Origin of the sequence: Micromonospora ferruginea (assembly GCF_013694245.2) — a bacterium.
In the GTDB taxonomy this organism is placed as follows: Bacteria; Actinomycetota; Actinomycetes; order Mycobacteriales; family Micromonosporaceae; genus Micromonospora; species Micromonospora robiginosa.
This window is the reverse complement of record NZ_CP059322.2, coordinates 5,822,865-5,847,760: the sequence shown is the minus strand read 5'-3', so window position 1 is coordinate 5,847,760 and position 24,896 is coordinate 5,822,865. Positions and strand designations below refer to the sequence as shown.

Here is a 24,896-nt window from a genome sequence, read left to right as displayed (position 1 = left end):
GACGAACGGGCAAGCGTTGGCGCGGCGGGACGTCTTTGCGCAGACCGCCGGCCTTCAAATTGGTTCCCCATCCAGCGTGCCGTCGCCGGCTCGGCCGCGGACGGCAAGGAGGCCCAGTGTTTGACCTACGGGTACGGCTCGGCATAGTGCTCCGGGTGGAAGCGGCCGACCGCTACCGCCCATCCGACGGCCCAGTGATGCTCCGTGTGACCGGCGTCCGCCTGGTGCTCAACCGCCCCGACCGCGATCAGTGGATCTGGGTAGAGGGAACCAAGGTGGTACCGCGCAACCAGCGGGGCGAGTACACCCAGATCCTCGTACCCGTCCGGCTGTTCTCCCCACGCGATCCAACTCGCCGTTGAGCTCGGCGGTCGCCTGAACTTGTCCTGTCAAGCAAACAACTCATAAGCTGCTGTAACTCATGCAGCGTTCCTAGGTGGGGTGGCCCGCGATGGCGTACGAGATTCCGACGCCGAAATACCTGCGCGTGTTGAACACGCTGCGGAAGCGCATTGAAGACGGCGACTACGCGCCTGGCGCGGCCCTACCGTCGGAGAGCCAGCTCTGCACGGAGTTTGGCGTGTCCCGGCCTACGGTGCTCAAGGCGCTCGGCATCCTCAAGCAGGATGGCTGGATCGAGTCGCAGCAGGGCAAGGGCAGCTTCGTTCGCGGTCGGCCCGCCTCCGGTCGCACCTCTCCCGAGTACGCGCGGGACGCGGTCGAACTGGACGAGACCGGGGAGACGGAGATCCTGCACGTCGGCCCGGTGCTCGCCTCACCGCGGATCGCGGCCGAGCTGAAGATCCCCGAAGGCACGCCGGTCTACGAGCGGCGGCGCCGGACGGTCTCGGAGATTGGCCCAGTCGACCTGATCGCCACGTTCGTGCCGGTGGACATCGCCGCCGGTACCGACATCATCAAGCCGGCTCCGATCCCCGGCGGCCTGCTCGACCTCATCACGCGCCACAAGGGCCTGCGCGCTGACTACGCCACCGAACGAATGACCGCCCGACGGGTGAGCCCGGTCGAGGCCGACGCCCTGGACGTCCCGGCGGACGAGCCGGTGATGAGCGTCGTCATTACCGTCTACCAAGCATCAGGCGATCCGATCATGACGTCGATGCTCGTGATGCCGGGCAGCCGCCACGAGATCGAGGACACCTACGCACTGAGCTGAGCTACTGCTCTGCCTCAGAGTCGCCCTTCAGGAACTCCCGCATCCGGCCTCGCCGATTGAACGTCTACGGCAGCCGGGTTGCCAGCGCACGCTCCACGCCACGGCTCATCCTCCTCGACGCGGAAGGAAGGCGTTGCAAGGACCGCACCTCGTGTGCCGCCAGTTCAGGCCGCCTAGCGAGAGCGATCGCCGCAGCGTAGGGCCGCACAGCCGGTCGGCTCAGATGAAACGCAACCTCCTGCAGCACCCTGAGCAGGACACCTCTGCCCGCCTGCGGATGTTGAGCGACAAGCCACAGGAGGTGGTTGCGGTCCCACTGGGAAAACTCGCCAGCGAGCAGCTCGTCCAAGGCTGCGACATCTGCGCGTGCCTCCTTAGCGACAGCTAGGCGAACGAAGGCGTAGCGACTCCGCGCGAGGACCCGCAACCCGGCCGCGTCGATGCGCGGGTCTGTGACCAAGTCCAGGTAGTCCCGAGGCGTTCGCGATCGGGGAAGCATTTCCTCGACGTCCACAGTTGCCCCCTTCAACTCTCCACATTGTGCATCCGACTCTCCGCCACCTTGCTTGTACTTACAAGCTGGCGTAACTTGTTAGATCAACCGGTTGTCAGCAAGACGACTAGTGAGGCTAGGAGGCTGTCCACGTGGTTCCGATGACGTTGAAGGTTCCGGTTCCGTCCGAGTACGTCTTTCCCGCCGGGGCGCTGTGCCTCGGTGTCTCCCCGCAGATCGACTTCGACCGCCGTGGTGAAGCGGACAACCAGGCGCGGGACAAGGACACCGGCGAGCGGGTCTGGGTGGTCCGGGTGATGGACCTGGACCCGGAGGCGGGGAAGTTCGGTCGGTCGACCGAGGTGAAGGTCAAGGTCGTGGCTCCGCAGCAGCCGGTTCCGCCGCCGTCGACCGTGCCGGGCTATCCGCCGGCGGTGAAGTTCGAGGGTCTGACCCTCACGCCGTATGTCGATTCGCAGCGGTGCAAGCCGGGGCGTTCCTCGGGTGACTGCCGTTCCCGGATGGCGTACTCGCTGCGGGCCACCTCGATCCGTCCGGCGTCGGTGGTCCCGGGCTCGGTGGCGGCCTGACGGCTGCTGGTTGTGCGCGGGGCGGGTCGTTTCCCCGCCAAGAGTCCCGACCCGTCCCGCGCTCTCCCATCCCTCATCTGATGAAGGAGGGCGTCATGCCCACCGTAGTTCCTGCTGCCCTGAGCCCCTCGCGCCGCCGCTGGTCGGGGTGGTGGTCCTGATGTCGCGTACTCGTCTGGTCGGCGTGCGGCACGCGTACCGGGAGGTGGAGGCCGCCGTCCGGTCGGTGCTGCATCTGCCGCCGGCTTCGGCGCGCGTGTGCGCGATCCGTTGCCCCCGTTGCTGCCGGTGGGTGAAGCCGCGCCGGTTCGACCTGCGCCGCATGTCGTGTCACTCGTGCATCGCCACGTTGGGGCGTTCGGCTCGGGGTGGTGACCTGTGCCTCTGATCAACGTGATTCCCGGGGACAAGATCCCCATGGCGCCGATGAACGTGCGTCTTCCCGCGTGGCGGGTTCCGGGTTGGCTGTTGGTGCTGTGGTGGCTGGCTCGGGGCCTGTTCCGCGCCTGTGTGCTGGCGGTCCGGTACTGGTGGCTCACCGCTCCCGCCGCGCTGGCTCTGTGGATCCGGGCGGAGTTCGGCGGCCTGGTCCTGGCCGGCGTCGTCCTCACTCTTGCCGCTGGCTGTGCCGGGTGGTGGCGGTGGCATCCGTCGTCGTGGCTGCGGTTCGGCTGGTACCCGCTCGTCAGCCGCGTCCGCGCCCTGTTCGTCTACCGCCGGCGGTGGGCATCCGTGATGGCTACCTGTGGCCTCGCGACGGCGTTCGCCGGTGACCGCTACGTACCGCAGCTCCTGCGGGTGCGGTGCGACCGGTACGGCGACGAGCTGACCGTCCGACTGCTGCCAGGGCAGATCCCCGACGACTGGGGCCAGGCCGCGGAACGCCTCGCCTACGCCTTCCGCCGCCGAAGCGGCCAGGCCCGCTCCACAGACCGCCCAGATCGGGTGGTGGTGCGCCTCGTGCGCCGTGACCCCCTCGCCGCCGTCGTGGCACCGCTGCCGGTGGCCGACGTGCCGGAACTGGACGCGCTGCCGCTCGGCATCGACGAGGACGGCCAGCTCTACCGGTTGCGGCTGGCCGGGTCACATGTGCTCATCGCGGGAGCGACCGGCTCGGGCAAGGGCTCGGTGCTGTGGTCGCTGCTGCGCTCCCTGGCCGGCGGTATCCGCTCCGGGCTGGTGGAGGTGTGGGCGTTCGACCCGAAGGGCGGGATGGAGTTGGCGGCCGGGGTGCCGCTGTTCACCCGCTTCGCCTTCGACGACCCGGACAGCATGGCCGGCGTCCTCGAAGAAGCCGTGAAGCGGATGCGGCTGCGCGCGGCCCGGCTGCGCGGGGTGACCCGCCAGCACGTGCCGACGCCGGAGGAGCCGTTGCTCGTCCTGGTCGTCGACGAGCTGGCCGCCCTCACCGCCTACATCACGGATCGGAAGGTCCGCGACCGGATCAAGGAATCACTCGGCCTGCTGCTGTCGCAGGGCCGGGCGGCGGGCGTGCACGTGGTCGCCGCGTTGCAGGACCCGCGCAAGGACGTACTGCCATTCCGCGACCTGTTCCCCACCCGCATCGGACTGCGGCTGACCGAACCGGAACAGGTGGACATGGTCCTCGGCGACGCCGCCCGCGACCGGGGAGCCCTCTGCGACCGCATCCCCGAATCCATGCCGGGGGTGGGGTTCGTGGTCCTCGACGGCGTCCGCGAACCCGTCCGGGTCCGGTTCGCCTACCTCACCGACGACGACATCCGCCAACTCGGCCGCGACTACCGCCGCCTCTGCGACGACACCGACCAGGAGGTGACCCCGTGAAGAAGGCCGACACCGAACGTGTGGAAGGGCTCGCCCTGGTGCTCATCGTCCTCACCGCCGGCGGCCTGGCCGGCGCCGCCTCGTTCACCCACGTCCACGACTGGACCATGAACAACTCGCCGGCCGGTACCGGAGACTGGTTCGGCTGGGCCAACGCCGCCATCTCCGAACTACTGCCGTTCGCGGCGCTGCTGACCATCCGGCGACGCCGCCGCACCGGCGGCCCGGTCGGATACCCGCTGTTCCTGCTCGTCTGCGCCGTCGCCCTGTCCCTCGCAGCCCAACTCGCGGTGGCGAAGCCGAGCCCGTCCGGGTGGCTGCTGTCAGCCGTACCCGCGCTGGCGTTCCTCGGCCTGTCCAAGCTCGTCTTCTCCACCGCCCCGGCGGCCCCCAAGGAGTCGGCCGGCGACCGGGGTGAGGTGCCACCCGGCTACGACCCGATCGAAGATCACCGGCCCGTCGTGGTGCACGAGGACCAGGCGGTCATCACCGAACCGGCCCGGCCGGTGGCGGTGGCGGTGCAGCGGCCCGGCCTGGTGCCCGTCTCCGCGGCGGCGTTCACGGCCCGCAATGGCACCTCGTACGGCGCGGAGCGTGACCAGTGACCCAACTCCCCCTCATCCCCGAGACTCCGACGCAGACGCCGCCGCGGCCCGGGTCGCGGGCCGACCGGATGCGCAAGCCCCTCGCCAAGGACGCGCTCAAGCAACTCGCCGAGTCACACGGCGTCTGCGTCCGCCCCCTCGCGTTGCGCCGCACCGACACCGCCACCGGACTGACCGAGGTGGTGGAAGTGCCGTGCGGGGCGACCCTCGCCGTCAAGTGCAAGCCCTGCGCGGAGAAGGGCCGGCGGCTGCGCATCCAGCAGATCCGGGAGGGCTGGCACCTCGCCGACGAACCCGCCGTCCGACCCGACAAGCCGGACGGGGACGCGCTCGCCCTGGTCCGTGTCCGGGCGCACCTGGAGTTCGAACGCGAAGCCGTCCAATACCAGCCGATGACCCCCGACGAGCGGGCCGCCCAGGTAGCCGAAATCGACGCCGCGATTGCTGAGCTGGACGAAGCCCTCGCCGAAACCAGCCTGCGCGGCCAACTCACCCCGAAGGAACGCGACGAGCGACCCCGCCGCAAGCGCTCCACCCGCCGGCGCCAAGACTCGCCCGACCTGCCCCGGCTGCCCGTCGACCCCCGCACCGTCGGCCGCGCCTACTCCGGCAGGACGGGCAAGACTCACCGGCCGTCGATGCTGGTCACCCTGACGCTCGACTCGCACGGGCCGGTGCACTCCCACCTGCGCCGGGGCGCCTACGTCGCGCCATGTGAATGCGGCACCCGGCACGGCCCGCACGACGATGTCCTCGGCACCCCGGTCGACCCCGCCGGCTACGACTACCGGCGGGCGGCGTTGGACGCGATTCACTTCGCCCGGGTTCTCGACCGGTGGTGGCAGAACGTCCGCCGCGCCGCCGGCTGGAACGTCCAATACGCCGGCGCCGTCGAGCTGCAACGCCGCCTCGCCCCACACGCGCACTTCGCCATCCGGGGCACCCTGCCCCGTCGGCTGCTCAAGCAGATCGCCGCCGCCACCTACCACCAAGTCTGGTGGCCACCCTTCAACGAACCCGTCTACCGGGTGGACAAGCCGCCGGTCTGGGACGTCGACCGACAGGCATACGTCGACCCGAAAACCCGTAAGCCGCTGCCCACCTGGGGTGAAGCCCTCGACGCCCTGGAAGAACCCGACAGCCGACCCGCCTACGTCGCCCGCCTCGGCCGCATCGACGCCCGCGGCATCGACCAAGGCACCCGCGATGCCGAACGGTCCATCCGCTACGTCACCAAGTACGTCACCAAAGACCTCACCGACCAGGCCAAGCCACGCTCCGACCCGCAGAAGGCGCACTTCGACCGCCTCCACGCAGAGCTGTCGGTGCTGCCGTGCTCGCCGACGTGCGCCAACTGGCTGCTCTACGGCGTCCAGCCGGACGGCGTCAAGGCGGGCTTGACGCCTGGCCGCTGCACGGGGAAGGTCCACCAACGCTCCACCCTCGGCTTCACCGGCCGCCGCGTCCTCGTCTCCCGCCAATGGTCCGGCAAGACCCTCGCCGACCACCGCGCCGACAACCGGGCGTGGGTGCGCGCGATCCTCGCCGGCGGCATGGCCGACACCGAGGACCACGACCAGGCGGCCGACGACGCGGACGGGTCCAAGCGGTACCGGTTCGAACTCGCCCGACCAGAAGACCCCGACGTGCCGCCCCTGGAACACCGACTCCTGCGCGCGATATCCGCCCGCATCCGCTGGCGCACAGACCTCGACACCGCACGGCTACGAACAACCGCGATCACGCCGGCAACCGATCAACCCGCCGCGCTCGCGGCCTACGCCGTCGAGAAGTGACCGCCCTTGCCGGTCCGACTTTCCGCACGTCACCCCTCCGCACACGAGGAAGGCCAGTCGATGAACGCCACCAGCTCGATCACTCCTCGCGTGCTGCGCGTCGAGGAAGCCGCCCATGCGCTCGGCATCGGCCGCTCGCTCGTCTACGACCTGATCCGCTCCGGCCGGCTCCGCTCCTTCAAGGTCGGAAGCCGCCGGCTCATCCCCGCATCGGCCATCGACGAGGCCATTGCCACGCTCACGGAAGAAGCCGCCTAATGCCCAAAGACCCGAAGCAACGACAGTCGGCCGCCCGCCGCAACCCCAACGGGGAAGGCTCGATCTATCAGCGCTCCAGCGACGGCCGGTGGGTCGGGCAGGCGTACGTGCTCGCCACCGACGGCACCCGCAAGCGGAAGTTCGTCTACGGCGCCACCTGGGACGAGGCACACGCCAAGCTCATCGAGCTGAAGGCGCAGTCTCAGCGCGGCATCCCCGTCCCCGACCGGGCCTGGAAGCTGGCCGACTACCTGCCCTACTGGCTGAAGACGTACGTCAGTGACCTGAAGCCAACCACCGTTCGTGGCTACGAGAGCGCCGTACGGCTGCACCTGGTGCCGGCCCTCGGCACGAAGCGTCTCGACGGCTTGCAGGTGCAGCACGTCAAGGCGTTCATGGACGGCTTCCGCCGCAAGTGCCTCTGCTGCACCAACGGCCTCGACAAGATCCGCCCGGCTGGCCGGCGGTGCTGCTCGGTCGGTCGCTGCTGCCAGAGCTATCCCAGCGCCCGTCAGGTGCAGTTCGTACACGCGGTCCTCCGCAACGCGCTGCAACACGCGATGCGGGAGGAGCTGGTGTCGCGCAACGTGGCGAAGCTGGTGCGGGTCCCCTCCCCGCGCTACAAGATCGGCAAAGGGCTCTCCGTCGACCAGGTGCGCAAGATCCTCGCCGCCTCGACCGGCCACCGGCTTCACGCCCTTTACGTGGTGGCGGCCACGATGGGCCTCCGCCGCGGGGAGTTGGTCGGGCTCCGCTGGGCGGACGTCGACCTGGACGACGGCACCCTTCGGGTGCAGCAGACCGTTCAGCGGGTCGCCGGGACGCTTCACGTCCTGGACGCCAAGACCGAGGACTCCGAGGCGGTGCTACCGCTGCCCGAGTTCACCTGGCTCACGCTGATGGAGCACCGGGAGCGCCAGCAGGCGGAGCGGGCCGCACTCCCCGAGGTCTGGGAGGATCACGGGCTCGTCTTCCCCTCCGAGCGCGGTACGCCGATGGAGCCGACCAACCTCAGCCGCTCCTTCGCCCGCCTCCGGGAGTCCGCCGGCCTACCCGGCGTCCGGCTGCACGACCTGCGACACACGGTCGTGTCGCTGCTGATGGAGCTGGGCGTGCCACCGCATGTCGTCCAGGCCATTGCCCGGCACGCCGACGTGAAGGTGACGCTGAAGGTCTACGCTCACGCCAACCTCGACGCGATGCGTCAGGCGCTCGGCAAGCTCGACGGGCGGCTGTCATGAACCCCGTTGCTGTCAGCGTTGCTGTCAACCGGGGAGATCACGACGGCCACCGGCCGGGATCGCCTTGTGGAATTGGAGCCCCCGGCCGGGATCGAACCGGCGACATCTCGCTTACAAGGCGAGTGCTCTGGCCAGCTGAGCTACAGGGGCGCGCGTGACGGGCTCAGCATAGCGACTGGGTCCCGGAATTCCCGCCTGGCAGCGCTCCCGACCACGGAAAACGTCAGTTTCCCGACCGGCTCGACCGTCGGATCGTCGCCGGATCCGGTTGACAGCCGGGAGATTGATGCCTTGCCGTGCCCGGGTGACCGAAATGTGTATGCCGTCCGTCCCACCCGTTGCTCCACGTCTTGGCACGATCGTGAAAGCCGTTTACGGTGCAGTGACACGGACGACACTCCGGCCGGCCTCGGCTGCCCGGGTGACGCCCCGTTGGCCGGCACCCTGGGTGCCGGTCGCTCCTTCACTCGGATCGTCCGGCACGTTCCTGCCGGTGAAAGGAAGCGCTCCATCATGGCTACGGTCACCTACGCGAAGGCGTCCCGGATCTATCCGGGCACCGAGCGCCCCGCCGTCAACCAGCTCGACCTGCAGATCGGCGACGGGGAGTTCCTCGTCCTGGTCGGCCCGTCCGGCTGCGGAAAGTCCACCAGCCTGCGGATGCTCGCCGGCCTGGAGGACGTCGACGACGGCGCGATCTACATCGACGACCGGGACGTCACCCACCTCCCGCCGAAGGCCCGCGACATCGCGATGGTCTTCCAGAACTACGCCCTCTACCCGCACATGACGGTGTACGAGAACATGGCGTTCGCCCTCAAGCTGCGCAAGACCTCCAAGTCGGAGATCGACCGGCGGGTCAAGGAGGCGGCCAACCTCCTGCAGTTGGAGGAGTTCCTCAGCCGCAAGCCGAAGGCGCTCTCCGGCGGTCAGCGCCAGCGGGTCGCCATGGGCCGCGCGATCGTCCGCGAGCCGCAGGTCTTCCTCATGGACGAGCCGCTGTCGAACCTCGACGCCAAGCTCCGCGTCCAGACCCGTACGCAGATCGCCTCGCTCCAGGCGAAGCTCGGCGTCACCACGGTCTACGTCACCCACGACCAGGTCGAGGCCATGACCATGGGTCACCGGGTGGCGGTCATGCTGGACGGCGTGCTCCAGCAGGTGGACACCCCGCGGGCGCTCTACGACACCCCGGCCAACGTCTTCGTCGCCGGCTTCATGGGTTCCCCGGCCATGAACATCAAGACGGTGAAGCTGACCGATCAGGGCGGGGCGTTCGCCGAGCTGATGGTCCCGCTGACCCGTGAGCAGATCGAGGCGGCCCGCGCCGAGGGCGGCGACGGCAAGGTCACCGTCGGCTTCCGGCCGGAGGACTGCGACCTGGTCGGCCCGTCCGAGGGCGGCATGCCGGTCGTGGTGGAGCTGGTCGAGGACCTGGGTTCCGACGCCAACGTCTACGGCCACGCCGCGCTGGAGGGCCACAACGAGCGGTTCGTGGTCCGCACCGACCGGCGCACCATGCCGAACATGGGCGACACCGTGTTCGTCAAGCCGCGCACCGGCCGCAGCCACGTCTTCCACGCCTCCACCGGGCACCGGATCTGACGTACGCGAAGCAAAAAGGGGCGGCCCGCCACGGCGGACCGCCCCTTTCGTGTGTGCGGGTCAGGCCTCGACGGCGCGACGGCGCGCGACTTCGGCGAGCGTGACCGCGGCGGCGACGCTGGCGTTGAGCGACTCGACGTCGGAGACCATCGGGATGCTGACGGTCAGGTCGCAGGTCTCGCCGACCAGGCGGGACAGCCCGCGCCCCTCCGAGCCGACCACCACGACCAGCGGGCCGACGGCGGCCTCCAGGTCGTACAGGTCGGTCTGCCCGTCGGCGTCCAGGCCGACCACGACGAAGCCGGCCTCCTTGCACGCCTTGAGCGACCGGGTCAGGTTGGTGACCTGGGCGACCGGGACGCGCGCGGCCGCGCCGGCGCTGGTCCGCCAGGCGGTCGCGGTGATCCCGGCGGCACGCCGCTCGGGTACGAAGACACCCTGCGCGCCGAACGCGGCGGCGGACCGGATCACCGCGCCGAGGTTGCGCGGGTCGGTGACGCCGTCCAACGCGACCAGCAGCGGCGCGGCCTGCTCCAGCGCGGCGGTGACCAGGTCCTCGAACGGCTCGTAGGCGAACGGCGGCACCTGGAGCCCGACGCCCTGGTGCAGCACGCCGCCGGTCATCCGGTCCAGCTCGGCGCGGCCGACCTCCAGGATCGCGATGCCCCGGTCGGCGGCGGTGCGGACGATCTCCTTGACCCGGTCGTCGACGTCGATGCCCTGGGCGGTGTAGAGCGCGGTCGCCGGCACCTGCGCGCGCAGCGACTCCAGCACCGGGTTCCGGCCGACCAGCAGCTCGGGGCTGTCCTTCGCCGGGTTCGACTTGCGGCCCGGGGAGACCCGGGGCCCGGACCGGCCGGCGGTGGGCTTTCCGCCGCGGCCCTTGGCGGCGGTGGGTACGCCCCGACCGCCGCCCCGGCCCCAGGTGGTGTCCTTGGTGCCCGGCTGGCCGATCTTGGGCGCGCGGCCCTCCTCGGCGGCGGCCCGGCGCTCCTTGTCCTGCTTCCAGGCGGTGCGCTGGGGCAGCTTCTCGGTGCCCGAGTAGGCCTTGTGCCAGGGGCGCTCGTCCGCCGGGAGGGTGCGGCCCCGGCCGGCGAGCGAGTCCTTGTTCTTGCCGCCGGTGCCCTTGGGGGCGCCTGCCTTCGACGTCAGTCGCCGGCCACGGCGCTGCGAGTTGCCGGCCATCAGTCCTGCTCTCCAATAGTCCAACGCGGGCCCTGGGGGGTGTCCTCGACGACCACGCCGGCCTGCTTGAGCTGGTCGCGGACGGCGTCGGCGGCGGCCCAGTCCTTGCGGCCGCGGGCCTGGGCGCGCTGCTCCAGGGCCAGCGCGACCAGCGAGTCCACCACGCCGCGCAGGTCGCCCGCGCGGTCGCCACCGGTCCAGGCCGGATCCAGGGGGTCGACGCCGAGGATATCCAGCATCGCCCGGGCGGCGGCGAGCGTCGTGCGGACGGTCACATCGTCGCCGCCGCTCAACGCCGTGTTGCCGTCCCGGACCACCTCGTGCAGCACGGCGAGCGCCGCCGAGGTGTTGAGGTCGTCGTCCATCGCCGCCACGAACCCGGCCGGCAGCCCGTCGGGTCGGCCCGCGCCGACCCGTTCGGCCGCCCGCTGCACGAAGCCCTCGATCCTCCGGTACGCGACCGCGGCCTCGCGCAGCGCGTCCTCGGAGTAGTCGATGTGGGACCGGTAGTGCGCGGCGGCGTAGTAGTAGCGCAGTTCGACCGGGCGCACCCCGAGCGAGGCCACGTAGTCGAGGTCGAGCGTGTTGCCCAGCGACTTGCCCATCTTGGTGCCGCCGATGCCGAGCAGGCCGTGGTGCACCCAGTAGCGGGCGAACGGCAGGTCGGCGGCCTGCGACTGGGCGATCTCGTTCTCGTGGTGCGGGAACGTCAGGTCGAGCCCGCCGCCGTGGATGTCGAACTCGGCGCCCAGGTAGCGCCAGCACATCGCCGAGCACTCGATGTGCCAGCCGGGACGGCCGCGGCCCCACGGGGACGGCCAGGCGGCGTCGGCCGGCTCGCCCGGCTTGGCGCCCTTCCAGAGCGCGAAGTCGCGCGGATCCCGTTTGCCCCGGTCGGGGGCGTCGCCGGCCGGCTGCATGTCGGCCGGGGACTGCCCGGACAGCGAGCCGTAGGCCGGCCAGGAGGCCACGTCGAAGTAGACGTCGCCGGAGTCGTCGCCGGCCGGGTAGGCGTGCCCGGTCTCGATCAGGCGGGCGATCAGCTCGTGCATCTCCGGGACGTGCCCGGTGGCCCGCGGCTCGTAGGTCGGCGGGAGCACGTTCAGCGCGCGGTAGGAGGCGGTGAGGATCTGCTCGTTCGCGTAGGCGATCGACCAGAACGGCCGGCCCTGCTCCATGGCCTTGGCCAGGACCTTGTCGTCGATGTCGGTCAGGTTGCGGATGAAGGTCACCTCGAAGCCGCCGGCGACCAGCCAGCGGCGCAGCACGTCGTAGTTGACGCCGGAGCGAAGGTGACCGATGTGCGGCGGGGCCTGGAGCGTGAGACCACACAGGTAGACCCCCACCTTGCCGGCTTCCCGCGGGACGAAGTCCCGCACCGATCGGGTGGCGGTGTCATACAGGCGTAGCGTCACCTCACAAGGGTAGCCGTCCGCACATTTCGAGGTTGGCCGGAGCCGGGTCGTACGCTGCGTGCTGTGGACACGGCGGCACGCCCCCCGGAGACCGCGCAGACCCTGGACCGGGGCCTGCGCCTGTTGCACCTGGTCGCGGACGCCCCCGGCGGGCTGACCGTCACCGAGGCGGCGCAGCGGCTGGGCATCGGCCGGGCCGCGGTCTACCGGCTGGTCGGCGCGCTGAGCGGGCACGGCATGCTCCGGCGCGACGGGGAGGGCCGGCTGCGGATCGGCGTCGGCGTGCTGCACCTGGCGCGACGCGCCCAGCCGCTGCTCGCCGAGGGGGCGCTGCCCGCGCTGCGCCGGCTCGCCGAGCGAACCGGGGCGACCGCCCACCTGACCGTGGTCGAGGGCGGCGAGGGGGTCGCGCTGGCGGTGGTCGAGCCGAGCTGGACGGCCTTCCACGTGGCGTACCGGACCGGTTCCCGGCACCCGCTGGAGCGGGGCGCGGCGGGCCGGGCCGTGCTGGCCGGGCGGGCCGGCGACCCCGGGCCGGTGAGCACCAGCGGTGAGCTCCAGTCCGGCGCGTACGGGGTGGCCGCGCCGGTGCTCGGGGTGCCGGGGCTGGAGGGCAGCGTCGGCGTGGTGTCGCTGACCCCGCTCGACGTGGCCGAGGTGGGCGCCCAGGTCACCGCCGCCGCCGAGGCGGTCGCCGCCGCGCTCTCCTGATCCGCCGCACACCCGTCGCGCCTAGCACACCAGGGGGCGGCGTGGAGGTTGTCCACAGGACGCGGCGGTAGGCGCCGGCGGTGGTTGTCCACAGGGCTGTCGTACGGCCGCGGGTCCGGCTGACCCTGGGCACATGCCACCTCATCCCCATCGACCGCAGCAGTTGGCCTGGCAGGTCTTCCGCGGGTCGGACGCGGTCCGACGCGGGTTGCTGTCCCGCCACCATCTCCGGGGCGCGTCCTGGATCCGGCTCCGGCAGGACGTCTACGCCGACGCGCGTCTCGACCGTGACCACGCGCTGGCCTGCCGGGCCGCGCTGCTCCGGATGCCGCCCGGCAGCCTGATCGCCGGGCCGTCCGCGGCCTACCTCCACGGGGTCGAGCACGCCGCCGGCTTCACCGACGACGTGCACGTGCTGCTTCCGGCCACGGCCCGGGCGGATTCCCAGCCGGGCGTCCGGGTGCACCACGCGCCACTGGTCGGCGCGCGCAGTGGTTTCCTGGTCGCCGCCGGAGCTTCCGTCGCTGGCGGTCCCGGCACGAACGCGCCGTCTCCGCCCGGGCCCGATCGACCGCCCGGGCCACCGCCCGGCACCGACCCGGCCGCCTGTGCCTGGGAGACGGCGGTCTGGGCCGATCCGGTCAAGGCGATCGGCATCGTCGACGGGCTGCTGCGGATCGGGGTGGTCAGCCGGTCCGAGCTGGCCTCGGAGGCGGCCCGGAACGCCGGTCGGCCGGGTGGCCGGCGAGCGTCCTGGGTGTTCGGCCTCACGGATGGCTGCGCCCAGTCGCCACCCGAGTCCCACCTGCGGGTTCGGCTCATGTTCGCCGGGCTGCCGCGTCCCGTGGCGCAGCATCCGGTACGCGTGTCCACCGGCCTGGTCCTGCACCCCGACCTGGCCTGGCCGGAGTTCCGGGTCGCCGTGGAGTACGACGGCCAGTGGCACGCCGACCCCGAGCGGACGCACCTCGACCGGCGTCGGCTCAATCAGCTCGTCGAGGCCGGCTGGCTGGTGCTGCACGTGACCGGCCGCCGCCTGCGGCAGGAGTTCCCCGCTCTGGTCCGCGAGATCCGCGCCGCCCTGGTGGCCCGGGGATGGCGCCCGTGACCAACCTCGACCCGGCCGACGCTCGCCGGGCCCGACGGCACCACCGGCGCAGCCATCCCCGGGCCCGACGGCACGGTGCGGCGGCGCCCGGGACACCGGACGCCGCCGCACCGGTCCCGTCAGGCCGGCGTGGTCACGGCGATGATGCCGCTGAACGCCGAACTGCCGGACGAGTTCACGGCCTGGATGCGGTAGTAGTAGGTGGTCGACCGGGCCCGCCCGGTGTCGCTGTAGCTGCGGGCGGTCCCGGCCAGCGTGAACGTGGCCAGGTTCGCGGTGAACGCCACGTTGGTGGCCCGCTGGAGCACGAAGCTGGTGACCACGCTCGTGGCGGCCTCCTGCCAGGTGAGGTTCACGGTCGCGGTGCCGCCGGTGACGGCGACGGCGGTGCCGGCGAGGTTCGTCGGCGCGGCCGGCGGGGAACCGACGGCGATCGTCGCGGTGTTCGACCAGGGCGAGCCGACGCCGAGGTAGACCGTGCGCACCCGGTAGTAGTAGGTGGTGCCGGCCACGACGGTGGTGTCGGTGTAGCTGGTCGCGTTGGCGGCCAGCGTGACCGTGGTCAGTCCGGTGGTGAAGGTGGTGTTGGTCGCGCGCTGGAGTTCCACCGAGGTCGAGTACGACCGGTTGATCCAGGTCAGGGCGACCCGCACCGGGCTGCCGCTCGGTTGGGTGGCGGTCAGGTTCGTGGGGGCGGTCAGCGCGAGCACCGCCGATGCGGTGTTCGACCAGCCGGAGTAGCTGGCGCTGTTCTCCCGGCGGACCCGGTAGAAGTAGGTGGTCCCGGGCACCGCCGTCGAGTCGGTGAAGCTGGTCGCCCCCGCCGCCGCGGTGAACGCGGTGAGTCCGGTGGTGAACAGGGAGTTGGTCGAACGCTGCACGAGGACCTGGGTGGCGGCCGGCAGGCCGGCCGGGTTGGTCCAGGTCAGGACGATCGCCGGTGGGACCGTGGTCGAACCGGCGTTGGCGGTGGCCGTGAGGTTGGTCGGCGGCGCCGGCGACACCCGGATCACCATCGGCCGCATCATGTCGAAGTCCTCGTGGTCGACCATGTGGCAGTGCCAGACGTACTCCCAACCGAAGTTGTAGGGCACGTTGGTGACGGTGGCCGGGTCGCCGGTCTGCGGGTCGATCTGGGTGAAGCCGTTGGTGGTGCCGGGAACCTGGGTCGGGTCGAGCAGCCGCACGCTGTCGCCGATCTTGAACGGCAGGTTGGTGGGCAGCGCGGGCCGCATGGCGACGATGCAGTCCTCCAGCGGGTTCATCCGCACGGTTTCCTTCCAGCCCACCTCGTTGGCGTCCGGTGGCTTGTAGGCGCCGTCCCAGCCGACCCGGTTGACCAGTTGCACGTTGAAGTAGTGGAAGTGGACGAAGTGGGTGTCCACCCCGTTGTGGGTGATCTTCCAGATCTGGGTGCCGTCGCCGGTCGAGCCGACCGGGGTGGCCAGGTTCGACATGTAGAGGATCTCGGTCGGCGGGTCGATGTACGCCAACGGGATCGTGGTCTGGATGAAAGCGCTGGTCTTGGGCAGTTCGACGCCGAGCGTGGGCATCATCCGCCCGTAGACGGGGTCGAACTCCTCGACGATCGCCTTCGGCTGGAGGTCGAGGGTCACCGGGGTGGTGCCGCCCAGCGGCACGTAGGTGATGGTGGTGTCCTGGATCGCCACGTAGTGGTTGGTGGAGTTGGTCCCGAACGCCGCGTTGTACGCCTTCTCCGGCACGATCGGCTTCGGCTGGCTCTGCCCGTACGCCTGCGGCAGTCGGGTCCGGAGCAGGGCGAGGTTGTACCGCGCGGCCGGGGGGCCCACGACGCGGATCTGCATGATCGTCCGGGTGTTCGGGCCGTAGCCTGGCTGGGTGGTGGGTGCCCCGCCGGCGTCGGTCTGGTCCGGGTCCCCGGTGTAGTAGTCGTACCTGGTGTCGTAGGCCGGCATCGGCGCCGGGGCGTCGTTGTAGAGGATGAGCGTCGAGCCGGGCGCGACCGTGGAGAAGTCGACGATCACGTCGGCGCGTTCGGCCGGCCCGATGAGCAGCGAGTGGTCGGAGACGTTGAGCACGGTGATCGAGCGACGGTCGTACTCGTAGTTGATCGGCTGCGGTGGGATGACGGCGACCTCCGGCAGGAGCCCGCCCTCGTTGCCGATCTGGATCCAGTCCGGGCCGACCGCGGACGGCGCGGGCACGCCGCCCTCCCGGCCGTCGGTGGGCCAGGTCGGTGGGAAGGCCGGATTCGGGCAGGCTTCGACCATCGGCACCTCGCCCGCCGCGCCGTCGTTCAACGTGCCGTCCGGCTTCCACATCGTCCCGTTCGAGGCGGCGTGGTAGAGCTGGAGGTTGAGTGCCCGGTCGTTGCACGCGTTGAGGATCCGGAACCGGTAGGCCTTCGGCTCGACCTGCAGGGTGGGATAGGCGCAGCCGTTCACCACGGGAGTGTCCATGAACGCCTCGGGCGTGATGGTGGGCAGCGGTGTTCCGGGCTGGACCGGCGGTTCCCACGGCCGGGTGACCGGGTCGTAGTACGGGTTGGGCACCGGCCCCTGCTGGATGCCGGTGAACGGCGGCCAGAACCACGGCCCGTAGTCCCAGCGGCCCATCGGGTTGGCGCCGGTCTCGTTGTACGGGTTCTGGTTGGGCATGTAGACGTGCGGCATCCACAGGCTGCCCTTGCCGCCCCAGTTCGCGGTGTCCCAGGTCGGGTCCTCCGCGGCGAGCTGCGCCGGGTCCGGTACGAACGTCTTGTCCTGGATGAGCAGCGGGATCTCCTCGGCGGGGACGACCCCGTCGGTGACCAGTTGCCGCTCCACCGGGTCCTGGAGCAGCAGGAGGCCGATCTGCCCGCTGTACGGGGTGAGGTGCGTGGTCGCCTCGGTGTGGTCGTGGAACCACATCATCCGGGCGCTCTGCTGCATCGGGAAGTAGAGCGTGACCGCGCCCGCGCCGGGATCGGGCATGTCCGGCACGTTCGCGTAGCTGGCGCCCTTCGGATAGGACGTGACCTCCCCGGCCGGGGTGAACCACTGCAGCGGGGTGCCGTCGCTGATCCACTGCGTCTCCGAGCCGTGCAGGTGCACGACGGCGCGGTTCTGCTTGTAGAGCTCGGTGTTGTTCAGCGGGCCGGTGCCGGCGCCGGCGAGTGTGATGTCGACGGGCAGGAAGAGGTTCCCGGCCGCGCCGGTGGGCAACTGGTTGACCAGCTTGATCCGGATCGGGCGGTTCCGGCGGGCGTAGATGAGCGGGCCGCCGAAGTAGGGGCGGGGCGGCGGTGCCACGGTGTTGTGACCGCTGGCGTCGGTGCCGTTGTTGAGCTGCTTGTATCCGCGCAGGCGGGTGGCCGGCAGGTCCTTGTGGAACTGCTGGGAATACTGCTGGATACCGATCTCGTAGTAGTCGCTGCCGGGGTAGGTGATGGTGTCGGGCACCGCGACCGGCAGGTAGTTGCCCAGGTCGTTCGCCTTGACGGGGCCGACGCCCGGCAGGGTGTCGACGAACTTGCGCATCCCGGTGCCCGGCCGCACCACGCCACCGACGACCGTCGGCAGGGGACTGTTCGCGTAGTTCGGGATGAAGCCGAAGTAGTCCGGCGGCGCGGCGGCCACCGCCGCCTCGGGCGCGTTCTGCTTCGGGACGGCCACCTCGCGGATGGTTTCCTCGGACATGTCTTCCTCCTCCCCGAGGGCCGCCGCAGCAGCGCCGCCCGCAGCCCGATGATCACTCTCTGTGACAATTCAAGCCGAACGGGGTCGCGGAAGGAAGGGACCTTTGGCCTATGACATGCGGTTTGAGCTGGGCAAACGCCAATTCACGCCAACCGGACAGCGTCCGGCGGGAAGACCACTGTGCGCATTCGCGAACACGGAGAAGCCCGGGCGACGTGAATCGCCCGGGCTTCTCGGTGGTGCGGGGTGGTTACGGCCGCGCGTTGGGCTTCAGCGGCGTCTTCACCGCGGCGTAGGCGTCGATGATGCCGTAGCCGTAGAAGCCGTTGAAGTTCAGCGAGCCCGCGCAGTACGCGTTGAACTCGGCGTCGCGACCCTCGTTGGTGTAGGTCTGCAGCCGCGGCTCCGGGCAGGCGTGCTCCGCCGCCGTCCGGTAGAGGTGCTGCTCGACCAGGTCCGGCGCCAGGCCGAAGCCGTCCCGGCCCTGCTTCTTGCCGAACTTGCTGACGATCAGCGCGGCCACGCCCGAGGCGTGCGGCGAGGCCATCGAGGTGCCCTGAAGGTAGGTGTAGTAGCCACACTCACCCTTGGCGGTGCACTGCTTGAACACCGAGTTCTCGAAGCCGGCCACGATGTTGCCGTTCTCGTCGACCGACCCCTCCTCCTGGAGCACCTTCTTCGGGTACGTGGAGAGGATCATGTTGGCGTCGGCCCGGTAGGTGTCGGTTCCGAAGCCATCGCGGAACCAGCCGCCCGGCGCCGCGACCGAGGTCTGCTCGGTGCCGTAGTTCGAGTAGTCGGCCTTCTTGCCGGACGGGCCGACGGACGACACGCTGATCACGTGCGGGCCCTCGGTGGGCAGGTCCCAGCAGCTCGCGTTGTCGATCGGCCGCGGGTACGGGTCGGCCCCGTAGTCCGGGCTGCTCACGTCCGTACGCGGGTCGCCGAGGTCCTCGTGGTTGTTGCCGAGCGCGCCGACCAGCGTGACGCCCTTGCGGTGGGCGAAGGTCAGCGCCCGCTTCATGGCCTCGATGATGGTCCGCTGCTCGGCCTGCGCCTCCGGCGAGTCGGCCGGGTTGGCGGCGCAGTTGTAGAGCCACGGGTCGACGTAGAAGGACATGTTGACCACGTCCAGCCCGGAGCGACCGGCGTGCACCAGCGCGTTGACCACCGGGTTCAGGAAGAAGTAGCCGCTGTCCTGGCCACCCTTCAGCTCGACCAGGGAGACCTTCGGGGCCACGCCGGAGAGGCCGAAGCCGTTGGCGGCGGCGCCGATCGTGCCGGCCACGTGCGTGCCGTGCCCGCCGTCGTCGGTGCCGACCGGGTCGAGGCAGCTCGCCACCTCGCACGGGCCGTCAACGTCGGGGATGTCCGGCGCGAAGTTGCGCGACAGCGCCCAGTTGAAGTTCGGGGCCAGGTCGGGCTGGCTGGCGTCGACGCCGGTGTCCAGCACGCCGACGGTCACCCGACGGTCACCCGGCTCGATCTTGCGCGCCTGGTCGGCGCGGATCATGTCCAGGCCCCAGAGCTTGTCGTCCAGCGGGTCCAGCTTCTTGGCGTTGCCCTTGGCGGCCTTGCCCTTGGCCGCGGCGGCGGCCAGCAGGTGCTCCTGCTCGACGCGGTCCAGCTTCGGCTTGCGGCCGATCGCCTTCTCCTCGGCCGCGCCGACCAGCGCGCCGGCGGCGTTGGCACGGCTGGCGAAGTCCGCCCGGTCGCTGGTCACCTGGAAGAGGCCGACGTCGTCGGTGCGGGAGACGACCGTGCCGCCGGCCGCCTTGATCGCGGCGATCGCGGCGTCGCTGGACACGCCGCTCTCGGCCAGCACGGTGAAGGTCCGGGTGTCCGACGGCGCGGCGGTCGCCGGGACACCCAGGCCGGTCACCGTGAGTGCCAGCGAGGCCGCGACCGCGACCGCGCCGGCGGTGAAGCGCTTGCTCACCACATCAGATCCTCTCGTTGAGGGACGTGGCAGTCATCCCACATCACGAGAGCGGGTTACGCCAGACGTGCGCCCGGAATAGCCGGCAATCAGGCATTCGCGCTCGTCACATCGACGAGCACGCCGGGCAGGTCGGCCAGCGTGGACACCTCCGCGTCGGGGGCGAGGCCGGGCGGACGCGGCAGGCCGGCCCGGTTGAGCCAGACGGCCCGCAGGCCGGCCCGCTGGGCGCCGGTCACGTCGTGTTCCGGCGAGTCGCCGACGTGCACGATCCGGTCGGCGGGCAGTCCGGTCGCCGCCACCACGGCGGCGTAGAACCCCGGCGCCGGTTTCTTCGGCAGGCCGCCCTCGTGGGCGTACAACGCGAAGGCGAACTGCCCGGCGAGCCCGCAGCGTTCGGCGCGGCTGTTGCCGTTGGTGGCGAAGCCCAGCAGGTGGTGCGGGCGCAGCGCGGCGAGCGCCGGCAGCGCGTCCGGGAACGGCCGGCTCAGGGCGTAGCGCCGGGCGAAGAAGAGCGCGGCGAACTCGTCGAGGTGGGCGCCGAGCCCGGCCCGGTCCAACGACCGGGCCAGCGCGGCCCGCCGGATCTCCTGCACCGGGGCGGCGCTGAGCGCGCCGAAGACCGCACCCCAGTCGCCCTCCAGGTCGGCGAGCGAGACCTCGGCCGCCGCCGGGGTCCGCCGCCGCATCTCCTCGAGTACGGCGGCCAGCGCGCCGGTCACCGCCGGGCGCAGGTCGATCAGGGTCTCGTCGGCGTCGAAGACGACGGCGGTGCGGGGCGCGCTCATCGCTCGCCGCTCAGTGCCGGCTCGGTCGGCGCCGGCGCGACCGCCTCGGGGGCGGAACGCATCTCGTCCACCCGGACCAGGGCGACGCCGCCGACGATGAGCACCCCGCCGGCCAACTGGATCAGGGTGGGCAGCTCGTCCAGCACCAGCCAGGCGATCAGCACCGCGAACATCACCTCGGTCAGCCCGACGAACGAGGAGAGCCGGGCGCCGAGCAGCCGGGTGCCGGCCACCCCGGTCAGGTAGGCGACCACGGCGGCGATCAGCGACAGCCCGGCGATCGGCACCAGCCAGCTCATCCGGTGCCCGGCGAAGTCGACGTCGGCGGTGCCGGCGGCCAGCGGCAGCGCCCCGATCGCGCCGAGCAGCAGCAGCACCAGGGCGCCGACGGCCATGCCGCCGCTGGCCATCACCACCGACGGCAGTTCGTCGTCGAGGCGGCCGGCGATGACGAAGTAGCCGGCCAGCCCGATCCCGGCGCCGAGCCCCCAGAGCACGCCCACCGGGTCGAGCCGGCCGGCGCCGGTGAGGTCGAGGACGAACACCAGGCCGACCAGCGCGGTCAGCGAGCCGGCCACGGTCAGCCGCCGGGGACGCTGGCCGTGGACCAGCCACATCCAGCCGACCACCAGCACGATGCCGAGGTATTCCAGCAGGAGCGCGACGCCGACCGGCAGGTAGCGGACCGCGTTGAAGAAGCACGCCTGGGCCATCGCCACGCCGAGCAGCCCGAACAGCACCACGGTGAGCGCGTTGCGGCGCAGCACCGGCCACCGGCCGCGCAGCGCCAGCAGGGCGGGCACGGCCAGCACCAGGGCGGCGATGCCGACCCGGGCGATCACCACCGCGACGGCCGACCACTCCCCGGTGATCAGCGGTCGGGCGAACGTGCCCGAGGTGGCGAACGTGAGCGCGGAGAGCAGGGCCAGGCCGAGCCCGGCGCCGGACCGTTCACGCATCGGCAACTCCTGGTCATCAGTGAAGAAGCGTTACGCTGATGACGTTAGGGGGACCGTCCGACAGGAGTCAAGGTGCTTTTCGCTCATGACACCGAGTGCGCGCTGACCGCCGCCGCCGCGCTGGTCAACACCGCCGGCCCGGACCGCGAGGGCCTGCCCGACGTGGCCGCGCTGGACACGTTCTTCACCGCGTACGGGTGGAGCGGCCGGCACGAGCAGACCGACGGCGAGCTGCGCCAGGTCCGCGCGCTACGGCCCCGGCTGCGGCGGATCTGGGACGCCGACACCGACGAGGTGGTGGAGATCGTCAACGCGCTGCTCCGCGAGTCGCACGCCCTGCCGCAGCTCATCCGGCACGACGACGAGCCGTACCATCTGCACGCCGTGCCCCGCGACGCGCCGCTGGCGACCCGGATGGCGGTCGAGGCCGCGATGGCCGTGGCCGACCTGATCCGGATGGACGAGCTGAGCCGGCTGCGCCACTGCGCGCACCCCGACTGCGACAACGTGCTTGTCGACCTGTCGAAGAACCGGTCCCGCCGGTTCTGCGACGGGAGCTGCGGCAACCGGGCCGCGGTCAGCGCCTACCGGGCGCGCAGGGCGGCGTCCCACTCCTGACCCACCGCCGGCCAGTCCGTGAGGCGAGAGATCTTGGAAGAATTGCGCCCCTCTGGGGGCCGTTTCATACCAAGATCTGCGGTCACCGCGCTAGGCGGTGTCTTCAAAGGATCTTGGTGTCGGATGATGTAGCGCGTGGGTCGTCGCTACGAGTTGTCTGACGTCGAGTGGGAAGCGCTGTCGAGGTATCTGCCGTCGGCGGTGACCGGTGGTCGGCCGCGGGCGGATGACCGGCGGGTGCTCAACGGGATCGTGTGGAAGATCCGGGCTGGAGCAGCGTGGCGGGACGTGCCCGCCCGTTACGGCTCGTGGCAGTCGATCTACACCCGTTTCCGCAGGTGGGCCCTTGATGGCACGTTCGAGCGGATGCTCGCCGGGGTCCAGGCCGACGCGGACGCGGCTGGTGACATCGACTGGCTGGTGTCGGTCGACTCCACGATCGTGCGCGCTCACCAGCACGCAGCCGGCGCTAAAGGGGGCGGCGGGAATCGGACGAACCACAAGATCACGCCCTCGGTCGAAGTCGAGGTGGACTGACCACCAAGATTCACCTCGCCTGCGACGGCTGGGGTCGGACCCTGGCGTTCGTGCTCTCCGGTGGCAACGTCAACGACTGCACCCGCTTCACCCACGTCATGGCCGCCATCCGTGTCCAGCGGGTAGGAACCGGCCGGCCTCGAGTCCGCCCGGACCACGTCATCGCCGACAAGGGCTACAGCTCCAAGGCCATCCGGTCCGACCTGCGCCGACGAGGCATCGGGCACACCATTCCCGAGCGCGCTGACCAGCAGGCCAACCGCCGCCGACGAGGCAGTCGGGGCGGCCGGCCACCAATGTTCGACAAGCAGCTCTACAAACGGCGCAACGTCGTCGAACGCTGCTTCAACCGGCTCAAGCAGTGCCGCAGCGTCGCCACCCGCTACGACAAGACCGCGACGTCGTACCAGGCCACCGTCACCATCGCCGCGCTACTGCAATGGTTGTAACTCTTTGAAGACACGGCCTAGGCCGGTAGCTCCTCCGCGACCCACAGGCCACGACCCTGCAAGCCCACGACCAAGCCTCGATCCTTAAGGATGATGATTGCCCGCTGCACGGTCGTGACGCTCACGCTGTAGAGGTCGGCGAGCTCCTTGTAGGTCGGCAACCGTTCGCCTGGCGGGTATTCGCCACTTCTGATCCGGGTGGTCAGATCCTCGGCGACCTCTCGGTAGCCGCCGCTGGGTATGGGCATGGAGGTTCCTTCGTTCGGCAAGCGACGAACCGAGCCGGGACGGATAGCTCGCCGGCCGGGCAGTCCCCACACCGGCCGGCGAGCGATATCACCAACGACTCAGCTCGAAAGGGAACGCGCATGCCCGCACCCGACCGGCCGCACCTGCCGCTGCGCCCACTCTGGCTCTGCCGCGCCTGCGGCACGCCCTGGCCCTGCCCCGACGCGCGTCTCACCCGGGTCGGCGACTACGCCACCGACCCGGTCGGCCTCAGCGTCCACCTCTGCGGCGTGACTCAGGGGTGGGTCATGCGGAGCAGGTCCAGGGCCTCGTCCAACTGGGTCTCGGTGAGCTTGCCCGAGTCGACGTGGCCGCGCGAGATCACCACCTCGCGGATCGAGACCTGCTTGGCCAGCGCCTCCTTGGCGATCGAGGCGGCCTCGTCGTAGCCGAGGTGACGGTTCAGCGGGGTGACGATCGACGGCGACCCCTCCGCGTACGCCAGGCAGACCTCGGCGTCCGCGACCAGGCCGGCCACCAGGCGCTCGGCGAAGAGCCGGCTCGACGCGGCGATCAGCTTGATCGACTCCAACAGGTTCCGGCCCATGACCGGCAGCATCACGTTCAGCTCGAAGTCGCCCTGCGAACCGGCGAAGGCCACCGCGGCGTCGTTGCCGATCACCTGCGCGCACACCTGGCGCATCGCCTCGGCCACCACCGGGTTGACCTTGCCGGGCATGATCGACGAGCCGGGCTGGAGATCGGGGATGCGCAGCTCGCGCAGGCCCGCGCGGGGGCCGGACCCCATCCAGCGTACGTCGTTGGCGATCTTGTAGAGGCTGACCGCGACGGTGCGGAGCTGACCCGACGTCTCCACCAGCGCGTCCCGGGCGCCCTGCGCCTCGAAGTGGTTGCGCGCCTCGGACAGCGGCAGGCGGGTCGAGTCGCGCAGCCGCCCGATCACCTTGCCCGCGAAGCCGAGCGGCGTGTTGATGCCGGTGCCCACCGCGGTGCCGCCGAGCGGCAGCTCGGCCAGCCGGGGCAGCGCCATCTCCAGCCGCTCCACGCCGTAGCGGACCTGCGCGGCGTAGCCGCCGAACTCCTGCCCCAGCGTCACCGGGGTCGCATCCATCAGGTGGGTCCGACCGGCCTTGACCACGGTTTCGAACTCGGCCGCCTTCGCCTCCAGCGCGGTGGCGAGCTGCGTCAGCGACGGGAGCAGATCCTCCACCACGAACTGGGTGGCGGCCAGGTGGATCGAGGTCGGGAACACGTCGTTGCTGGACTGTGACGCGTTGACGTGGTCGTTCGGGTGGACGTCCCGGCCCAGCTCACGGCTCGCCAGCGAGGCGATCACCTCGTTGGTGTTCATGTTGGACGACGTGCCGGAACCGGTCTGGAACACGTCCACCGGGAACTGGTCGTCGTAGCCGCCGTCGGCGACGTGCGCGGCGGCGGTGGCGATTGCCTCGGCCACGTCCGCGTCGATCACGCCCAGCTCGCCGTTGACCTGGGCCGCGGCCCCCTTGATCTGGGCCAGCGCCTTGATCTGCGCCGGTTCGAGCCCGCGCCCGGAGATCGGGAAATTCTGCACCGCGCGCTGGGTCTGCGCCCGCCACAGCGCGTCGGCGGGCACCTCCACCTCGCCCATCGAGTCGCGTTCGATCCGGTAGCCGGTCGCCTCTGGAGTCGTCACGCACACCATCCTGCCGCGCCGCCCGCCGGTGTG

The 24,896-nt window shown here is 71.0% G+C and carries 19 protein-coding genes, 1 tRNA gene and 1 pseudogene; 12 read left to right on the top strand and 9 right to left on the bottom strand.

Going from position 1 to position 24,896, the window contains the following annotated elements:
• The first annotated feature begins 451 nt into the window (after window positions 1-451).
• The 7 genes from H1D33_RS26065 (at window position 452) to H1D33_RS26035 (ending at window position 7,966) form a co-directional block, all read left to right on the top strand.
• On the top strand, window positions 452-1,177 hold the full coding sequence (locus H1D33_RS26065) for a GntR family transcriptional regulator (protein WP_181570670.1): 726 nt from the start codon (window positions 452-454) through the stop codon (window positions 1,175-1,177).
• A gap of 654 nt (window positions 1,178-1,831) precedes the next feature.
• Entirely contained in the window at window positions 1,832-2,260 is a 429-nt protein-coding gene (locus tag H1D33_RS26060) for a hypothetical protein (RefSeq protein ID WP_181570671.1), read from the top strand.
• A gap of 426 nt (window positions 2,261-2,686) precedes the next feature.
• Complete coding sequence (locus H1D33_RS26055) at window positions 2,687-4,066, top strand: FtsK/SpoIIIE domain-containing protein (protein ID WP_246411859.1); 1,380 nt, start codon at window positions 2,687-2,689, stop codon at window positions 4,064-4,066.
• Window positions 4,063-4,671, top strand: a complete 609-nt coding sequence (locus tag H1D33_RS26050; protein WP_181570673.1) for a DUF2637 domain-containing protein — start codon at window positions 4,063-4,065, stop codon at window positions 4,669-4,671. Before H1D33_RS26055 ends, H1D33_RS26050 begins: the two co-directional genes overlap by 4 nt.
• Window positions 4,668-6,467 (top strand): replication initiator, encoded by a 1,800-nt coding sequence (locus tag H1D33_RS26045; RefSeq protein WP_181570674.1) that lies wholly within the window; start codon window positions 4,668-4,670, stop codon window positions 6,465-6,467. Before H1D33_RS26050 ends, H1D33_RS26045 begins: the two co-directional genes overlap by 4 nt.
• 60 nt (window positions 6,468-6,527) lie before the next feature.
• Window positions 6,528-6,725, top strand: coding sequence for an excisionase family DNA-binding protein (locus H1D33_RS26040; RefSeq protein WP_181570675.1), 198 nt, complete (start codon window positions 6,528-6,530; stop codon window positions 6,723-6,725).
• A complete protein-coding gene (locus tag H1D33_RS26035) occupies window positions 6,725-7,966 on the top strand; it encodes a tyrosine-type recombinase/integrase (protein WP_181570676.1) in 1,242 nt (413 codons plus the stop codon). Before H1D33_RS26040 ends, H1D33_RS26035 begins: the two co-directional genes overlap by 1 nt.
• Before the next feature lie 73 nt (window positions 7,967-8,039).
• Here the strand turns inward: H1D33_RS26035 and H1D33_RS26030 are convergent.
• Window positions 8,040-8,116: transfer RNA gene (locus H1D33_RS26030), tRNA-Thr, on the bottom strand.
• A 363-nt stretch (window positions 8,117-8,479) separates the two neighbouring features.
• On the opposite strand from H1D33_RS26030, the gene H1D33_RS26025 reads away from it, so the two are divergent.
• A complete protein-coding gene (locus H1D33_RS26025; RefSeq protein WP_181570677.1) occupies window positions 8,480-9,571 on the top strand; it encodes an ABC transporter ATP-binding protein in 1,092 nt (363 codons plus the stop codon).
• Window positions 9,572-9,631: 60 nt separating this feature from the next.
• On the opposite strand, the gene rlmB is transcribed toward H1D33_RS26025, so the two are convergent.
• Together rlmB and cysS are read right to left on the bottom strand one after the other, a co-directional pair.
• Window positions 9,632-10,756 (bottom strand): 23S rRNA (guanosine(2251)-2'-O)-methyltransferase RlmB, encoded by a 1,125-nt coding sequence (rlmB, locus tag H1D33_RS26020; protein ID WP_181570678.1) that lies wholly within the window; start codon window positions 10,754-10,756, stop codon window positions 9,632-9,634.
• A complete protein-coding gene (gene cysS, locus H1D33_RS26015; RefSeq protein WP_181570679.1) occupies window positions 10,756-12,171 on the bottom strand; it encodes a cysteine--tRNA ligase in 1,416 nt (471 codons plus the stop codon). The genes rlmB and cysS overlap by 1 nt, the downstream gene beginning before the upstream one ends.
• Before the next feature lie 63 nt (window positions 12,172-12,234).
• On the opposite strand from cysS, the gene H1D33_RS26010 reads away from it, so the two are divergent.
• Together H1D33_RS26010 and H1D33_RS26005 are read left to right on the top strand one after the other, a co-directional pair.
• A complete protein-coding gene (locus H1D33_RS26010; protein WP_181570680.1) occupies window positions 12,235-12,882 on the top strand; it encodes an IclR family transcriptional regulator in 648 nt (215 codons plus the stop codon).
• Window positions 12,883-13,015: 133 nt separating this feature from the next.
• Window positions 13,016-13,990 (top strand): PDDEXK family nuclease, encoded by a 975-nt coding sequence (locus H1D33_RS26005; RefSeq protein ID WP_181570681.1) that lies wholly within the window; start codon window positions 13,016-13,018, stop codon window positions 13,988-13,990.
• 119 nt (window positions 13,991-14,109) lie between these two features.
• On the opposite strand, the gene H1D33_RS26000 is transcribed toward H1D33_RS26005, so the two are convergent.
• From H1D33_RS26000 to H1D33_RS25985, 4 genes are all read right to left on the bottom strand, one after another.
• Complete coding sequence (locus H1D33_RS26000) at window positions 14,110-17,649, bottom strand: hypothetical protein (protein ID WP_181570682.1); 3,540 nt, start codon at window positions 17,647-17,649, stop codon at window positions 14,110-14,112.
• A gap of 250 nt (window positions 17,650-17,899) precedes the next feature.
• On the bottom strand, window positions 17,900-19,588 hold the full coding sequence (locus H1D33_RS25995; RefSeq protein WP_181570683.1) for a S8 family serine peptidase: 1,689 nt from the start codon (window positions 19,586-19,588) through the stop codon (window positions 17,900-17,902).
• An 89-nt stretch (window positions 19,589-19,677) separates the two neighbouring features.
• The gene (locus H1D33_RS25990) at window positions 19,678-20,376 is read right to left on the bottom strand and encodes an HAD family hydrolase (RefSeq protein WP_181570684.1); all 699 of its coding nucleotides are present in this window, start codon (window positions 20,374-20,376) and stop codon (window positions 19,678-19,680) included.
• Complete coding sequence (locus H1D33_RS25985; RefSeq protein ID WP_181570685.1) at window positions 20,373-21,335, bottom strand: EamA family transporter; 963 nt, start codon at window positions 21,333-21,335, stop codon at window positions 20,373-20,375. Before H1D33_RS25985 ends, H1D33_RS25990 begins: the two co-directional genes overlap by 4 nt.
• Window positions 21,336-21,407: 72 nt before the next feature.
• Between H1D33_RS25985 and H1D33_RS25980 the strand changes: the two genes are divergently transcribed.
• Both H1D33_RS25980 and H1D33_RS25975 read left to right on the top strand, forming a co-directional pair.
• Window positions 21,408-21,953: a CGNR zinc finger domain-containing protein gene (locus H1D33_RS25980; RefSeq protein WP_181570686.1), complete on the top strand. Its 546-nt coding sequence runs from the start codon at window positions 21,408-21,410 to the stop codon at window positions 21,951-21,953.
• A gap of 135 nt (window positions 21,954-22,088) precedes the next feature.
• Window positions 22,089-22,939 (top strand): annotated as a pseudogene (locus H1D33_RS25975) (IS5 family transposase).
• Window positions 22,940-22,956: 17 nt separating this feature from the next.
• On the opposite strand, the gene H1D33_RS25970 reads toward H1D33_RS25975, so the two are convergent.
• Both H1D33_RS25970 and H1D33_RS25965 read right to left on the bottom strand, forming a co-directional pair.
• The gene (locus H1D33_RS25970) at window positions 22,957-23,187 is read right to left on the bottom strand and encodes a winged helix-turn-helix domain-containing protein (protein WP_181570687.1); all 231 of its coding nucleotides are present in this window, start codon (window positions 23,185-23,187) and stop codon (window positions 22,957-22,959) included.
• Window positions 23,188-23,462: 275 nt separating this feature from the next.
• Window positions 23,463-24,872 carry a class II fumarate hydratase gene (locus H1D33_RS25965; protein WP_181572579.1) on the bottom strand — a complete coding sequence of 470 codons (1,410 nt, stop codon included), beginning with the start codon at window positions 24,870-24,872 and terminating at the stop codon, window positions 23,463-23,465.
• Between the last annotated feature and the right edge of the window lie 24 nt (window positions 24,873-24,896).

Bases quoted from the DNA above. Each gene is read 5' to 3' on its own strand.
- H1D33_RS26065 (WP_181570670.1), top strand. From the start codon at position 452: ATGGCGTACGAGATTCCGACGCCGAAATACCTGCGCGTGTTGAACACG.
- H1D33_RS26060 (WP_181570671.1), top strand. From the start codon at position 1,832: ATGACGTTGAAGGTTCCGGTTCCGTCCGAGTACGTCTTTCCCGCCGGG.
- H1D33_RS26055 (WP_246411859.1), top strand. From the start codon at position 2,687: ATGAACGTGCGTCTTCCCGCGTGGCGGGTTCCGGGTTGGCTGTTGGTG.
- H1D33_RS26040 (WP_181570675.1), top strand. From the start codon at position 6,528: ATGAACGCCACCAGCTCGATCACTCCTCGCGTGCTGCGCGTCGAGGAA.
- H1D33_RS26035 (WP_181570676.1), top strand. From the start codon at position 6,725: ATGCCCAAAGACCCGAAGCAACGACAGTCGGCCGCCCGCCGCAACCCC.
- H1D33_RS26025 (WP_181570677.1), top strand. From the start codon at position 8,480: ATGGCTACGGTCACCTACGCGAAGGCGTCCCGGATCTATCCGGGCACC.
- rlmB (WP_181570678.1), bottom strand. From the start codon at position 10,756: ATGGCCGGCAACTCGCAGCGCCGTGGCCGGCGACTGACGTCGAAGGCA.
- H1D33_RS26005 (WP_181570681.1), top strand. From the start codon at position 13,016: ATGCCACCTCATCCCCATCGACCGCAGCAGTTGGCCTGGCAGGTCTTC.
- H1D33_RS26000 (WP_181570682.1), bottom strand. From the start codon at position 17,649: ATGTCCGAGGAAACCATCCGCGAGGTGGCCGTCCCGAAGCAGAACGCG.
- H1D33_RS25990 (WP_181570684.1), bottom strand. From the start codon at position 20,376: ATGAGCGCGCCCCGCACCGCCGTCGTCTTCGACGCCGACGAGACCCTG.
- H1D33_RS25985 (WP_181570685.1), bottom strand. From the start codon at position 21,335: ATGCGTGAACGGTCCGGCGCCGGGCTCGGCCTGGCCCTGCTCTCCGCG.
- H1D33_RS25970 (WP_181570687.1), bottom strand. From the start codon at position 23,187: ATGCCCATACCCAGCGGCGGCTACCGAGAGGTCGCCGAGGATCTGACC.
- H1D33_RS25965 (WP_181572579.1), bottom strand. From the start codon at position 24,872: ATGGTGTGCGTGACGACTCCAGAGGCGACCGGCTACCGGATCGAACGC.